A 14,064-nucleotide genomic window follows, 5' to 3' on the forward strand; every position below is an offset into this window, starting at 1 on the left:
TAGCTACTCGCATAACGAGCAGTCCTCCTTAGTTCTCTGAGGTGTACCAGATCCCGGTCACCACTCCATGCCCCCGCGGACTCTCGCGCCTTCTATCGGGCAGTCCGAGCGGCACTCATCCGTCCGCCACCGGGCATATCCAGTATTTACACAGGAAGATCACCATTATGCTTAATGTCTCCCCTCTCTAGGCCATTTGGGGCTCACAAAGGGCAGAAAAGGTGAGGCAGTACCCGGGAAAGGACCGGACTCCATCGAGTTTCAAGCCCAGCGGCCGGCCGGGGCGGCTGCGCGAACCTGGAGGCCCCCCCTTTGGAATGGCGTACTCACCGATCCCAGCCGACAGGCAACGGTCGGGCCGGGGTCCGGCACCGGATAACGCCGGGTTGTACCGACAGATCCGCGTCCCGTTGACCGGGGGCAGGTTCAAAGGGGCGTTGCCACACTGCTGTTCAGCTTGCTGTCAGGAGCATAGCCAGACGCTCCGCTGGGCGTCCCAGGCGAGCGTTTCAGATGCGCGTCCGTTGAGCTCGGCGGCCACGGTCCGGAGATGTTAAGGGCTGTGGGCGGAGAGGCCGGCGCCCTTCGGGAAATACTGCCGCAGTAGGCCGTTGGTGTTCTCATTGGAGCCGCGTTGCCATGGGATTCCGGATCGCAGAAGTAGACTGGCATGTCGGTGGCCAGGGTGAATGAGCTGTGTGAAGCTTCCCCCGTGACGTTGTGCGCTCGATGCTTACGCCGCGAGGGTGTCCTTGTTCGTGTCGCTGCCAGGTCTTCAGCGGGGTGAGGTAGCCCCGGACCGGATGCTTCCGTAGTCGGCGCCGCCTGTAGAAGGACTCGATGAAGGCGTTGATCTCCGCTCGGGCACTCGCCCGATTCGGCCAGCAGCGGGTGCCGGTCTCTTCCTTCAGCAGTGCGAAGAACGACTCGGCGGCGTTGTCGAAACACGAGCCGGTACGGCCCATACTCTGTCTCAGCCCCCACCGGCATACTACGCGGCGGAGTTCATCGGAGGTGTATGCGCTGCCGCGGTCCGAATGCACGTTGCAGCCAGGCTGCAGCCGGCCGCTTCCGGCAGCCATGACCAGCGCGTCGACGACCAGGGAAGCGCGGTGGCGGTCGGTCATGGAGTAGCCGACGACCTCGTGGGTCGCCAGATCGACCCAGGTTGCCAGATACAGCCAGCCCTCGTCGGTGGCGATGAAGGTAATGTCGCCGACGAGCTTCACCCCAGGCGCCGGGGCTCTGAAGTCCCGGCCGAGCAGGTCCGGTGCGGGCACAGCCCTCTTGGCCGGCCGCGTCAGCGACCGCCACCTGCGAGGGGGCACGCCGGCGATGCCGCGCTCGCGCTTGACGCGCTCGATGCGCTTGCGGTTGATCCGGTGCCCGAGCCGGCGCTGCTCAGCATGGATCCGCGGCACCCCCTAGGCGCCGCGAGAGGCGAGGTGCAGCACGGTGATCTCGTGCGCCAGGCCGTCGTCCGCGGCCTTCCTCGCCGAGCGCGCCTTCTCGCCGGCCAGCCGGACGTAGAAGAAGGAACGAGCCACCTTCAGCAGCCCGCACAACAGAGCAACATGGCGGGGTGGTCTTCTCCGCCTCGATGAACGCGTACGCCTCGCTCATCGGCCGCTCTCCTTCGCCAACAAGACCGCTGCTTTCCGCAGTACCTCAATCATCTCAGCCTGCCCGGCGGCCAGCCGGCGCAGCTCTTCACGCTCGGCGCCCGTCAGCTCTCCTGGCGCTCCCTGCCCGCGGTCGATCGCATCCTGCTTGACCCACTTCCGCAGTCCCCCGGCGCCGACCCCGAGCTGACGGGCCACCTCGGTGACGGTCTTCCCGGAGAGCGCACGAGCGCGACCGCGTCCCGTTTGAACTCCTCCGTGTACCGCCTGCTGCGGTTGCTCTTGCTTACCCACCTGGCACCAATTCCTCTGGAACCTCACGTCCCAGTCTCCAGGTGTCCGCGATCAAAAGAAAGCTTCAGGTGCACTGCGGAGTTCTCCGCGGCCTTGGACGTATAACGCCTGGTAAATCATCTCGTGCGTCACACGCATCGCCAGGTGTCGGCGTAGACCCGAACGTGGCTCTGGCAAGTGATTTTCGTAGCCGGAGATCATCTCGGTGACGTGGTCGGCAAAACTGCGTAGTGGCGGCGGAGGTGGGCGATCAATACGACTCGGTGGCGAAGCAGTGGGACGCCCTCGCGGTCGGCTACGTTTCTGCAGCTTAAGGTCGGTAAGGTCGGTAATGCGCCCTTCTTTCACCCCGGAGTTGTATCTGGTGATGATGTCCTGGACGACGGCGTGCTGGTCCTCTCGCAGGGCTCCGGCCATGCCGGTCAGGGCTGCCAGTGTGCTGATGGTGAGTTCGTCGAGCCAGGCTGGCCGGCCCTGGGCGCAGTCACTGGAGGACCGCATACTGCTGGTGGCTGCGTACTGGCGGACGAACCTCACGATGCGGCAGCTCGGTCCTCTGTTCGGGATCTCCGAGTCGGCTGCGGACCGGGTGATCGACCACATCGCGCCGCTTCTGGCACTGGCCCCCGTGCGTGACCGGACATGAGTTCGCGCAGTGCGTAGTGATTCACCACGAGGCCGCGATCTGCGGCACGGGATGGCCCGACGAGCGCACCAGGAACTGATCAACATCAAGGAGCTCCGCGCTAGCCAGCGAGTCCGGCCAACCTTGATGCGATATCACCTGGGGTGGGCATGGCTTCGATTTCGGTTCGTACACGTCGCGCAGCTGTGGCCATCTTGGTGTCGGACAGGACCCGCTTGATGAGCGACGGGCTGATGGGATGAACGGTTCCATCCAGCCCGGCACCACGCTCATGTACGGCATGTGCCGTGATGAAACAGTCTGATCCGGCAGGCAGGACTATCTGTGGAATCCCTGCGTCCAGGGTGCACAAGGCAGAACTGCTGCCTCCGTGGTGGATGGCTGCTTGGGAGCGGTTAAGGAGTTGTCGCCAGGGCAGCCAGCCGAATATGCGCACGTTGGGCGGAGTGTTGCTCAGGGCTCGAACTCCTCGCTCTCCGAGCGCCAACACGAACTCCGCATCAACCTCAGCGGCGGCTTCCACGATGCGGTCGATGTTCGTCGGCCCACCCTGATAAGGAAGCACCGTCCCTAGCGTCACTGCGACACGTGGGCGTTCGGTGGGGACAGCGAGGAGGTCGGGCAACGCAGCCTGGCCGTTGTAGGGCACTGGCCGCATGTTCCAGCCGTACGTTTCCTTCACCATGCTTGGGGGAGCGATGTCAAGCGTGGTTACGGGAGTGGGCCGGGCGATCCCGTAGCGATCGAGCGATTCGATCATTTCGCGCAGCATGATGGCCCGCAGAGCTGGTGTGCGGACAAAATTGAGATCGTGTTGGACTGCGGGCACGCTGAGTACAGCGGCCGCAACGAGCGCAGCAGGGAACAGGTACTCATAGATGATCACGTCGGGCCGCCATCGAGCCACTGCGTCAACGACGGCTCCTGCAACGAGATTGTTAACACGACCTGCCAGACCGGCGAATGCCTCCCGATCAGACGCGTTGCTTTCTGCTACTCGCTTGAAGAGCTCCGGACGCTCGTTCTTTCCCAGGGCCCGGATCTCGCTGCGCCAGTCCACACCTGGCGCCAGGGACACATATTCGAATCCTGAGTTCGCCACCACCTCGCCTCCATCCATAGATGCGAAGCCAACGTGATGCCCTTGGGATCTGCAGGCCTCAGCCAGGGGAACCATGGGGTACAGATGACCCACGGCCGGAGCGCCAGCGAAGAGCAACCGCACAGGATGTCCTCTTTCTTCAGCAGGTCTTTCAGGGGTTGGAGGGCACAGACGAGGAGCACGGCAGCTTGCTGGGTGAGGCGTACAGGCAGCTGCGATACGGCCATGGCCGGCGTGCGGCCTTTGCGAGGAAGTCGGTGGGAGCGACTTGCTTGGATCAGCCGACGGTTGTGGTCATTCCACGCCGGATTGGTTGCGCGGTACGCGCAGTGGACGTGTGGTGGTCCGGCATCCGGCCGCGCCCCGCAATCCGAGGCATGTGCACACCCCGTGTCAGCGGACTTCGGGGCCGGAGCAGGGGCCGCTGGGCCCCCGCCGCATACGCAGACGTAAAGAATCTTGTTCACCGCCGTCTCCCTTGGAGAAGGGAGGGGGCACATCTCCGTCCGGTGGCAGCGACCACGTCTGCTGAAGCCGGCTGACTGCCGTGGAATGTCACTCAACGGTCCGGTAGGGCCTGATCTGAAGAAGGTGGAAGACCTCGTCGTCGGCCACCCATTCAATGTCAGCCGGAGTAGCGAAAGCATAGTCCGGCGAGAAATGTGACTGCAGAAGACGACCAATAATCGCCAAATTCTGCATTCGGCATCTTACGGCCTCCTCCAGATCTCTCTCGGCGGTGCCGAGTGCCAGCGTTCGGCTGCCTCCCTCGACAGTGTTGTAAAGATGCTCTAGCGGGACGCTTTTACCGCTGACAACATCAGTGACGGAGGGAGATATGTTCATGTAGACGTTGCGGAAATCCTTTCCGTTAAGTGGGTTACAGGTAACCATGACGCCGCCTACGGAGTAGTTGGCCTGCTCTTGAACAATGACGCCCATATAGCTGTCGTCCAGGGGGATGCCCGCCTGGTGTTGCAGCCGGACACTCCGAGAGGACACGAGCGAAGCCCAGACTTCTTTGATGCTTGCAAATATTTCCTCGGTGGCGCAAACCCCGGTCACTGATTCGTACAGGCCGGCAGCAGAAAACCCTGGGAGATCTTCGGCGTTCGAAGAACTGCGGACAACGAGACTGTCCGAGCCCGAAAAATGTTTCAGGAGGGCCGTCTCGATCTCGTCGCGAATATCCTCAGGAAGACGGGTTGCAACGATGAGCTGCTGGAGTTCGGCGCACAGCGGGTCGAGATCCGACTGCTCGGTCTCAAGGCAAGCCTTGAGTCGTTCGATGACTTGCTGAACGGTGGAAGAGGAGGCGAGGAAACGGCGCAGGAGCGAGAAGGGAAGAGCAATGCCCCGAGGAACGTGGGCGTGTGTGCGCACGAGGTGGCGAGCTGCGGCCTGAAGGGCGGATTCGTCGGCCGGCTTTGTGGTGTTCAGCTGGCGGGCCAGGTAGTGCAACAGGTTGTCTCGTGGCGGCCGCGGCCTTTGATAAAATCCGAACCAACGGTCGGAGCCGTTCTGGATAACGTGATGTAGTTCGCCGAGGTTGGCTGCCTTTACACCGTAGCGGTGGGAGTCTTTTGCCCGCAGTTCGGAGAGTTCTGCGATAGGTGTAGGGGTCGTTGCAGGGGCGGCAAAGTCTGTCACTCGGAACTGCTGAGGCGGACCGTCTGCTGTATGCTCCGGCTCTTCTGCTGGCTCGAGAGTGAGGTCCTCTGATTCCGGGTCCACGCCGTATCTCACCCACCGGCCATTCATGTCATTCACGCCGATGTGATCCATGATGTTGACCCTGACACAATTGGGGATCTTCCAGTTGGCCGCCAGGGTGTTGGTATGAGACAACGGTGTGGTTTGACGGGCGTTGATAATTCCGCTGACCCGGGGAATGTCCTCAGGGACACGCGGCATGACGATGATGTCGTACCATTTTAGCGGCTCAGCCTTACGGTACTCATCTTCTGAATTAAATGCCCTTATTCGCCCGAAAGCAGACCCTGGGTTCAGTGGGGTGAACAGACATGACGAGCGGAGTGCGTGAGCGAACACATGGGGAATCTCTTCCTGCGATATCCAGGTGAAGTAGGACTCCTGGAGATGATTGGCCGGCTTGAGGTAGAGTTTTACAGAACGGTCTACGCATGATCGTACGCACTGGTAAAAGATTTTCAGCATGTCTTCCGACATGGTGTCGACCTCGACGGTCTCAAAAATGAGAAAGACCTGGTCCTGTTCGAGCTTTTGCGCCTTTCGCACATCGAGAGACAGAGACCCTAGATAGAAGCGTCTGTCCGCGGCGCGGTATACCGAATCGTTGATCGCGTCGAGCTCATCCTCGAGATTCTTCCTAGTAGTTCCGAGGATCTTTTGGGTCACGTATTCGACATGGAGAAGACTGTCTCTGCTGTCGATGAAATGGAGTTCACGCGCCTCGACATCCATCACAAGTTTGACGTAGTGGTAGCCCCCGAGGGTCCCTGACAACTCCATGAACGTTGCCAGGTTTAGGTTGTCCCCAGGGAGGGCGGGTATGGTCCTCATGGTGCTCTCAGACCGGGTGTCACTCATGCGATGACCTATCTTGTCATGGTGAGTATGATGTCTCGTGCTGGTGTAGGCTCCGCCGGCGCTTTTCGACGGCTCCCGTGGCTGGCTTTCCGCGTCAGGCCATCTGAGCAGTGGCGATGATATCGTCCACCAACTCAGCCGTCTTGAGACTGGCAGCATCCCATGGGCTGTATGGCAAGTACGAACTGGCACCGCGCACGCGTGACGCGTGAATGGCCCTGGCAAATGATTGTGCACTGCCTACGTATTGGTCTTGGGGAGGCAGAGGTATGGTCTTTGAGCCATCAGACCGGTGGACGAGCAAGCTCGGAGACTCACTAGGGTCGATTGCAAAGGCTCGTTGCCCGGACATCTTCCCGGCAGACCCCCAGAGAGTGTAATGGGCTCCGTAGTGATGTTCGAAGCCGAAATCAACGGTAGCTGTGACACCGTTGTCTGTATAAAGAAGAGCGCTTCCTGATACGTCGACTCCAGATCGGCGGTCCATGCGCAGAACGGAGCCCGCTACTTTGAGTGTGCTCCCGAGGAAAAACTGAGCGGCTCTCAGTGGATAAACACCGACGTCTCTCAGGGAACCGCCGGCTAGGTGGGCCCGATAGCGGATGTCGTCCGCAGAGCGCGCCGGGATACAGAAGGCGCTGTTCAATGATCGTATCTCTCCGATACGACCACTCGTGAGAAGGATCCTAGCCGTCTGATGGCGCGGATGATGTTCAAACGCGAAATTTTCACGCAGAACCAATCCTCGACTGTCCGCTAGCGCGAAGAGATCTCTTGCTTGATCACTGCAGACAGCCAACGGTTTCTCCACGAAGACGTGCTTGCCGAGCAGCAGTGCCTTGTGAGCCCATTCGTAGTGCAGGGAATTAGGCAGTGGAATGTAGACCGCGTCGATTTCGGAGTATGCGATGAGTTCGTCGTAATCAGCAAAAGCGCGACCACAAGACAGATCTTGCGCAGCAGACCGGGCCTTGTCGGGATCTCGGCTGGCTATGGCGGTTACTTTGATCAGGCCGCTCGACTGAAAAGCCGGTATCATTCGCCTTACGGCAAAGGACGATACCCCCAGGACGCCAACGCTTATCGTCGTCCGCTCCATCGGCATAGCTGATTGATCAGCCTTTCCGGTTGATCGGTTCACAGGTCATTATGTGAACCAAGAGTGATGGCGATTTTCTGGAGGATAGTAATCAGGGTTCGAGCTTCAGAGTTGAGGAGGCGACCATGCTGCGTAAATACAGAGAGTCCTTGTGCTGAAACCCACTGGTGGTCCGGAGGACAGTCATAGGTGTCATCCTGCGCGACAACGAGCATGTACCGCGTGTGGGCGTGGTAAAAACGGCCGCCCTCTTCGGAGAGGACGTTGTCGAACAGAACCTTCTTGCCGGGTGCTGACAGCACGTAGGACATATACGGTGGTCTCGCTTCAGCCGGCAGGAAATCGTAGTTGCGGGGCATTCCCTGTACTGTTGGGCCGATCTCCAGCCCGTCGGCTGCTCCTGCTTCTTCTCGGGCTCTGGCCAACACGTGAAGAATCCCGTCCGCGTCATACCGGACGAGGAATGCTGCGAGACCCATTCCTACCGGTCGGAGCAGGGGCTGGCTCCAGCTAGCAACCTCTCGGCCAACGCTGTGTATGTCTGCGGCGATGATCTCGAAGAAGGCTCCGCTGGGGTGCTTGATACGGTCAGGCGTTACCGTCCACCCGACCTCGCGCAGTCCGACGTCCTCGGTACTGAGGTCATGGCGAGCACGTGCCTCGGCGAGCCATGTGCTCAAAGTCCCTGCACCTTCCGCGGCAGGTGCATCAGGGAACGGGAAAGGGAGGCACGACAGCACGCTGCGCGCATCCGTGTTCAGCAGATTTTCAACATCGAGCAAGCGGTGGATCTGACCGAGTGTGAGCCAATGGAACCCGCCTTGGAGCTCCACATCGTCTGAGACTTCGACGATGATGTTTCTGTTCCGCTTACGATAGAACCATGCCCCCTGCTCTGAATGGCAGGAATCAGCGATTACCCGGTGACTCTCACCCGTGAAGTAGTCAAGGTACGCGACCGGTCTGCCCCCGTGCACGCCGCTGTAGTTACTGAGGGTTGCCTGTACCGTGGGCGACAGCTGGAGCCGGTTCGAATTTCCCGGCTCCATTTTGGACTGCATCAGGAAATGTAGAACCCCATCGAACTCCTTGGTGATTATTCCGAGAATCCCCACCTCAGGCTGATGAATGATGGGTTGGCGCCAGCTCGCCGTTGGGGCAGAATTCCTGGTCGCGTTCAGGCCTTGAATGGAGAAGAACCGCCCAGTCCGGTGGACAAGATTTCCTGAATCATCTTCGAACGCCCAGTTCTTCAGGGCCGAGAAGGGAATCCTCGACACCGTAGACTTTTCGGCCTCTGCGCATTCAGACCACCATCGCGAGAACGACGGCAGGGATGATACCGTGGTCTGAAAAGTCCTGGCTGATTTCATGACTCTCTGAGCCAGCGGTGGAGTGGACATCTACATCCTTAGCTGAGAGTGAGCGACTGCCACCACTGAGGGTGTTCGGAGTACCAGCGCACCGTGTCCTCGAGCCCCTCATCGAAACTCACATGTGGTGCGTAGCCCAGGTCGTCCGAGATCTTGGATATGTCAACGCAATAACGCCGATCGTGCGCCTTGCGATCTGCTATCCAATCGATTCGGCTTGTGTCGGCTCCCAGGAGCTTCAAAACCCGTCGGGCCAGGTCGATATTGGCCAGTTCTTTTCCGCCTCCGATGTTGTAGACGTGACCGTCTCTTCCCCGGGTCGATACGAGCGCGAGCCCGCGGCAGTGATCGTCTACGTGCAGCCAGTCGCGTCGGTGAAGTCCGTCCCCGTACAGCGGGATGTCGGAACCAGACAGGATTGCAGTGATAAACCGCGGGATGGCCTTTTCTGGAAACTGGTACGGGCCATAGTTATTCGAGCAGCGGGTCACGCACACGGGGAGCCCATGGGTTCTGTGAAATGCCAGGGCAAAAAGATCAGATGATGTCTTCGATGCTGCGTATGGAGAGTTAGGGCGGAGTGGCGAAGACTCAGTGAATGCACCGTGGTTGATCGACCCGTACACCTCGTCCGTCGACACGTGGATGAACCTGCCGACCTTGTACTCCAGTGCAGCCGCCAGGAGCAGGTATGTCCCGCGAACGTTGGTATCGACAAAAGCACTTGCACTGGCGATGGATCGGTCTACGTGACTCTCCGCAGCAAAGTGAACGACGAGGTCAGATCCGGAAATGGCCTGTCGAACGGTGGGGGCATCGCAGATGTCGCCATGTATTATAGACAGAAGCGGGTTATCCAGGACGGGTTCAAGGTTCTCGATACGGCCCGCATAGGTGAACTTGTCGAGGACGGCAACGGATGCGCCTGCGAGCTCCTCGTAGGCTCCTTCAAGGAGACGCCTGACAAAGTTGGAGCCGATGAAGCCGGCTCCCCCTGTAACGAGGATCTTCAAGGGGTTCCTCCCAGTCTTGGCGACGACAGGGACATCAGGTACTTCCCGTAATCAGACTGGCTCATTTCAGAACCGATCTGATGGCAGATGTCCTCTGTTATATAGCCCATCCTGAGCGCTATCTCTTCCAGGCATGCGATACGCAGTCCTTGGCGCTCTTCCAGGACTTGAATGTATTGCGCGGCATTCATAAGCGAGTGATGAGTACCCGTGTCCATCCAGGCGGATCCGCGGCCCAAATCGACCAGTCTGGCACGTCCCTGGTCGAGGTAGACTTTGTTGATGTCGGTGATCTCAAGCTCGCCGCGCATCGAGGGACGTATTCCCTTCGCGATGTCCACTACATCGCCGGCGTAAAAGTACAGGCCCGTTATTGCCATGTTGGATCGAGGATGGAGAGGCTTCTCTTCGATGCTTACTAGACGGCCGCAGGTGTCGACTTCGCCGACGCCGTAACGTTCTGGATCTACAACTGGGTAGCCGAACAGGACGCAGCCGTCGACGTTTCTGGTTTCCTTCTGCAGCAGCTCCGATAGATGCGATCCGTGGAATATGTTGTCGCCGAGTATGAGCGCAACACCGTCGCCATCGACGTAGTCCTCACCGATGATCAAAGCCTCGGCGATGCCTCTGGGAGAGGACTGTTCGGCATAGTTGAGCGTTATGCCGAGTGATTTGCCATCGCCGAGTAGGCCCTCGAATAGGCGAACGTGTTCCGGTGAGGATATGATGAGTATATCCTGGATGCCGGACAGCATGAGCACCGACAGCGGATAGTAGATCATCGGCTTGTTATAGACGGGCAGGAGCTGCTTGGAAAGCGACCGTGTGAGCGGGTAAAGTCTCGTACCGCGCCCTCCGGCCAAGATGATGCCTTTTATGGTGACAGGCCTTTCACGTGGCGTGGATAGCCCCGCCGACGAAGGGTCGTGGGGTGCGATAGGGGTGCTTATGCTTCGCTCATCGCGAGTAATCGCCGAAGTGTGGGAGTAGCCCCTGCGCCGCCGCCTCGTGGAGAGTCGGTGCGGTGACGTCACGCTCCGACCTGATCAGGCTCAGATGCTTCGGCCACGGAAGGGCGAGCTGCGGGTCCAGCGGATCAATGGCGAATTCGTGTTCTGGTTCGTATGGAGTCGACACCATATAGACCATCAGAGTATTGCTCTCGAGGGCCAGGAAGCCATGCGCAACACCGGCGGGGAAGTAGACGGATTGAGAGGAATGCGGACCGACTTCTACGGCATCCCATTTACCGAATGTCGGGGAGCCCTCGCGTGTATCGACGATGACGTCGAGGGCGCGGCCGTTCGCGCAGTAGACATACTTCCTTTGCCCCGGCGATGGGGTCTTACAGTAATGCAGCCCTCTGAGGACTCCTTGCGCAGATCGACTGCAGTTGAGCTGAGCTACTCTGAAGGGCTCCTGGACGACTCTGTTGAACTCGGCTTCTTGAAATGGTGCGGTAAACGATCCACGTGGGTCTGGGTACACGCTGGAGGTGAATTGAAAAGCTCCGGCCACAGCCGTCTTGCGAACTATCATGCAAGGAACCTAATGAGTAATTGGATGCAGGCGCTGCTGATCCATGGGAAGTTGAGGTAGGGCCCTGCGGAATATAGATGAGCGACGGTACCGGGTGAGCCTCGGAGCATTGCACGCGAGACGCGTCGTTTAGTGGCCGGCCTGTGGGATTCGAGCCCTGCCGGCCCCACTGGGGCCAATCGGTTGCCCGAGGCACATGTGAGTCTGTAATGCGTGCTCAACATGTCGCAGACTGGTGCCGGACACGGAGACCGCGCCCTTATGGATGGGAGGGCGCTAAAGACGAACGTTCACTCATTGGAACTCCATGCGTTTGAGCTTTGCACATCAAACATATAGATCGAACGTGTAGCGCCGTCGGTTTCACGCCACTTTCCGGGTCGTAATCCATCGACTGTGTTACTTACAGGCAGTTCGGTTTGCCGCGGGGCTCTTCCTGTCCGGCGGGTTCATCAGGTCGGTCTTGGGTGCCCGGCTCGTAGCCGTGAAGGGTGCGGGCCACGGGATTTGTCTGGACCTAGTGAGTGGATGCGGCACAAGCTCGGCTGAAAAACGACCTCTATGACGGCCGAAGCCCACCGATCCGGACACTTACTCGACCCGGCGATGCCGCCCTTGACCTGGGCGAGCGCGCCCAGGCCCGGGCCGACGTCGCTTTATGCCGGCCGAAGCCTTCCTGGCAGCACGCGCCGTGAGGACTCAGCGGCTGGCCATCTACGGCGAGCAGGGTTTCCCGGTACGAAGGCGCTCCGCCGCCGTGGCAGCGATCACGATCGGAAGCCGACGGTGGGGTTCTGCCTGAGGGCACCGGAGCTTCTTCTTGGGTTGTCGTGTCCTCGGGCGTGCGAGATGCTGGGCGATGTCCCGGATATCGGCGCTCGCTCCGGTGGCCGACCGACGCGTAGGTCGCGTCGTCAGGTCGTTGCGGGCATGCAGGTACTCCCGCTTGACGGAACCTACTGCGGCAGCAGTCGTGACAGGGCGGCGGCGATTTGGGCCACTGGGCGGTCACTGCGTCAGGGAGGGGCGGCCGGTGCCGTCGCTGGCGGTTAGGGCCGACTGCGGCCTAGTGATGTGCTCACGCAAGCGCTGGATCTCAAGGTGCTGGGTGATGATCCGGGACAGCGCGACCTGTTTGAACTCTCTGAGTTCAGCCAGCTCTGCCTCGCACTGTGCGAGACGCCTCGAGAGCGCATCGACGAAGACTTTGAGCCGCTCAGTCTGTCTGCCCTTGGCAGCGGGCTCCGTCCGGGTCCGGTGAAGACGCCGATCGAATTCTTCCGCCAGATGCTGGTAGGGCCCGCGCCGTCTCGTGCCGTCGCGGTTCTTGACGGAGTAGAAGCTGCTGCGCGGCACTCCAGCCATCTGTGCGAGGGCCTTGAGGCCGGGGGTATGGCCTGGTGGCACGTCTCCGTCGAGCAGGCGTTCCATCGCCGCACGCACGTCATGCTCGTTGCGAGTCCGGGTTTCTTGGTTGATACGTGCCATGAAGTCGTGCTCCGTTTCCTACGCCGGCGCAGGTTGTGACCAGGTCCGGGACGGCGAGGTCGAACGACGCGAACGCCCGACGCCGTACTGGGCTTACGTTCCTCATCGCCAGGGCCCCACGGGTCGGTAGCTCGCAGCAGCTCCCTGCGCCCTGCGGCACCTTTCTCCGAACCGGGTCTTGCTGGTGGTGCGGTGAGCGGCCCACATCGACACTCCTACAACAGCGCATGGCTTGAGTAAAGAAGTGAGAAACCCGCTGCCGAACGGCCGCCTTCAGACGCTGGTCTGCATGCCGCAACGGCGCGAGGACGACGGACCCGTCGACATCTCGTCGGCCTCGCCGAGCTCCGACAAGGCCGCGTGCGGTGCGGTGACGTTCCGTGGGCAGCTGGAGGAGAAACTCGTTGTGGCTACCGCGACGGCACATGCCGGGCACCGGGACAACGAGGGCCTGGCCGTCGGCTCCTAGACCGGGCCCACGGTTCTGGGGCAGCGGACCTGCCAGGGAGCTGGAGCAGGGAACAGGGTGAGGATGCCGGAGCGCTCACTACTGGCCGGACGGGCGTTTGTGACCTTATAGCGCCTCTGTGTGTCAAGCGGCATGGGCGAGGCGGGTCCGTTGGTCTCGTTTCATGATTCGGTAGACCACGTTGGACAGCCGTCGCTTGAGGGCCCGGCGAGCCTCCGAAGGCGTCTTCCCCTCAGCGATCTTGCGGAGGTAGTAGTCCTGCCCGCGCCCGCCGTCGCGGATCTGGCAGACGGCGATTGTGTGCAGGACCGAGTTGAGCGCGCGGTTTCCGCCGGTGTTGAGCCGGTGGCGGACGTTGTTGCCGCTGGAGGCGTCCAGGGGTGCGCTGCCGGTGTAGCTGGCGAAGTGATGTTCGGTGGGGAAGCGGTTGATGTCCCTGATATGCCCGAGGACCTTCGCGGCGAGCACGGTGCCGAGGCCCGGCAGGGTGGTCAGCGTGGTGCGGGTCGCAGCGATGGCCTCGCGCATTTCGGCTTCGTTGTTCTTAACCTGGCGGTTCAGTCTGCGCAGGTCGGCCAGCAGGTCACGGGCTATGTCCCGGCGGCAGTTGTCGGTGGCCGTGATCGGCCGGATGCCCTTCATCAAGGCGGCGGCCTTGTCGGCCGACAGGCCGGTGGGTGCTCCGCCGGGCAGGAGATCGCGCAGGACGGCGTGGAGTCGGTTGAGGACGCGGGTGCGTTCCTGGACTAGGTCGTCCCGCCGCTCGGTCAGCAGCCGCAGGATCGTGGTCTGCTGATCGGCCAGGACATCTGGCAGCGCGTCTTCACCGCCCGCACCGACAAGAC

At 60.8% G+C, this 14,064-nt stretch carries 12 protein-coding genes and 3 pseudogenes; 2 read left to right on the plus strand and 13 right to left on the minus strand.

The window, feature by feature from the left end; all coding sequences use genetic code 11:
• Positions 1–452: 452 nt before the first annotated feature.
• The 4 genes and pseudogenes from AB0N17_RS43640 to AB0N17_RS43655 all read right to left on the minus strand — a co-directional run.
• Positions 453–678 (minus strand): annotated as a pseudogene (locus tag AB0N17_RS43640) (IS30 family transposase); the annotation flags it as partial.
• Between the two features lie 113 nt (positions 679–791).
• Positions 792–1,421: pseudogene (locus AB0N17_RS43645) on the minus strand (IS3 family transposase); the annotation flags it as partial.
• 3 nt (positions 1,422–1,424) lie between these two features.
• Entirely contained in the window at positions 1,425–1,547 is a 123-nt protein-coding gene (locus tag AB0N17_RS43650) for a hypothetical protein (RefSeq protein ID WP_366017260.1), read from the minus strand.
• Between the two features lie 72 nt (positions 1,548–1,619).
• The gene (locus tag AB0N17_RS43655; RefSeq protein ID WP_366017261.1) at positions 1,620–1,943 is read right to left on the minus strand and encodes a transposase; all 324 of its coding nucleotides are present in this window, start codon (positions 1,941–1,943) and stop codon (positions 1,620–1,622) included.
• A 439-nt stretch (positions 1,944–2,382) separates the two neighbouring features.
• On the opposite strand from AB0N17_RS43655, the pseudogene AB0N17_RS43660 reads away from it, so the two are divergent.
• Positions 2,383–2,544 (plus strand): annotated as a pseudogene (locus AB0N17_RS43660) (transposase family protein); the annotation flags it as partial.
• A gap of 118 nt (positions 2,545–2,662) precedes the next feature.
• On the opposite strand, the gene AB0N17_RS43665 reads toward AB0N17_RS43660, so the two are convergent.
• The 8 genes from AB0N17_RS43665 to AB0N17_RS43700 form a co-directional block, all read right to left on the minus strand.
• Positions 2,663–3,739 (minus strand): glycosyltransferase, encoded by a 1,077-nt coding sequence (locus AB0N17_RS43665; protein ID WP_366017270.1) that lies wholly within the window; start codon positions 3,737–3,739, stop codon positions 2,663–2,665.
• A 480-nt stretch (positions 3,740–4,219) separates the two neighbouring features.
• On the minus strand, positions 4,220–6,109 hold the full coding sequence (locus AB0N17_RS43670) for a PEP/pyruvate-binding domain-containing protein (RefSeq protein ID WP_366017262.1): 1,890 nt from the start codon (positions 6,107–6,109) through the stop codon (positions 4,220–4,222).
• 220 nt (positions 6,110–6,329) lie between these two features.
• Positions 6,330–7,334 carry a Gfo/Idh/MocA family oxidoreductase gene (locus AB0N17_RS43675; RefSeq protein WP_366017263.1) on the minus strand — a complete coding sequence of 335 codons (1,005 nt, stop codon included), beginning with the start codon at positions 7,332–7,334 and terminating at the stop codon, positions 6,330–6,332.
• Between the two features lie 38 nt (positions 7,335–7,372).
• Positions 7,373–8,737 (minus strand): NDP-hexose 2,3-dehydratase family protein, encoded by a 1,365-nt coding sequence (locus AB0N17_RS43680; protein ID WP_366017264.1) that lies wholly within the window; start codon positions 8,735–8,737, stop codon positions 7,373–7,375.
• Positions 8,738–8,745: 8 nt separating this feature from the next.
• Complete coding sequence (gene rfbB, locus AB0N17_RS43685) at positions 8,746–9,720, minus strand: dTDP-glucose 4,6-dehydratase (RefSeq protein ID WP_366017265.1); 975 nt, start codon at positions 9,718–9,720, stop codon at positions 8,746–8,748.
• Complete coding sequence (gene rfbA / locus AB0N17_RS43690; RefSeq protein WP_366017271.1) at positions 9,717–10,601, minus strand: glucose-1-phosphate thymidylyltransferase RfbA; 885 nt, start codon at positions 10,599–10,601, stop codon at positions 9,717–9,719. Before rfbA ends, rfbB begins: the two co-directional genes overlap by 4 nt.
• Positions 10,602–10,680: 79 nt before the next feature.
• The gene (locus AB0N17_RS43695) at positions 10,681–11,262 is read right to left on the minus strand and encodes a dTDP-4-dehydrorhamnose 3,5-epimerase family protein (RefSeq protein WP_366017266.1); all 582 of its coding nucleotides are present in this window, start codon (positions 11,260–11,262) and stop codon (positions 10,681–10,683) included.
• 1,008 nt (positions 11,263–12,270) lie between these two features.
• Positions 12,271–12,750 (minus strand): hypothetical protein, encoded by a 480-nt coding sequence (locus AB0N17_RS43700; RefSeq protein ID WP_366017267.1) that lies wholly within the window; start codon positions 12,748–12,750, stop codon positions 12,271–12,273.
• Between the two features lie 289 nt (positions 12,751–13,039).
• Between AB0N17_RS43700 and AB0N17_RS43705 the strand changes: the two genes are divergently transcribed.
• Positions 13,040–13,219 (plus strand): hypothetical protein, encoded by a 180-nt coding sequence (locus AB0N17_RS43705; protein ID WP_366017268.1) that lies wholly within the window; start codon positions 13,040–13,042, stop codon positions 13,217–13,219.
• A 123-nt stretch (positions 13,220–13,342) separates the two neighbouring features.
• Here the strand turns inward: AB0N17_RS43705 and AB0N17_RS43710 are convergent.
• Positions 13,343–14,064: transposase (locus AB0N17_RS43710; protein ID WP_366017269.1), on the minus strand; the 722-nt coding region annotated here is incomplete at its 5' end.

Origin of the sequence: Streptomyces sp. NPDC051133 (genome assembly GCF_040682635.1) — a bacterium.
Lineage (GTDB): Bacteria > Actinomycetota > Actinomycetes > Streptomycetales > Streptomycetaceae > Streptomyces.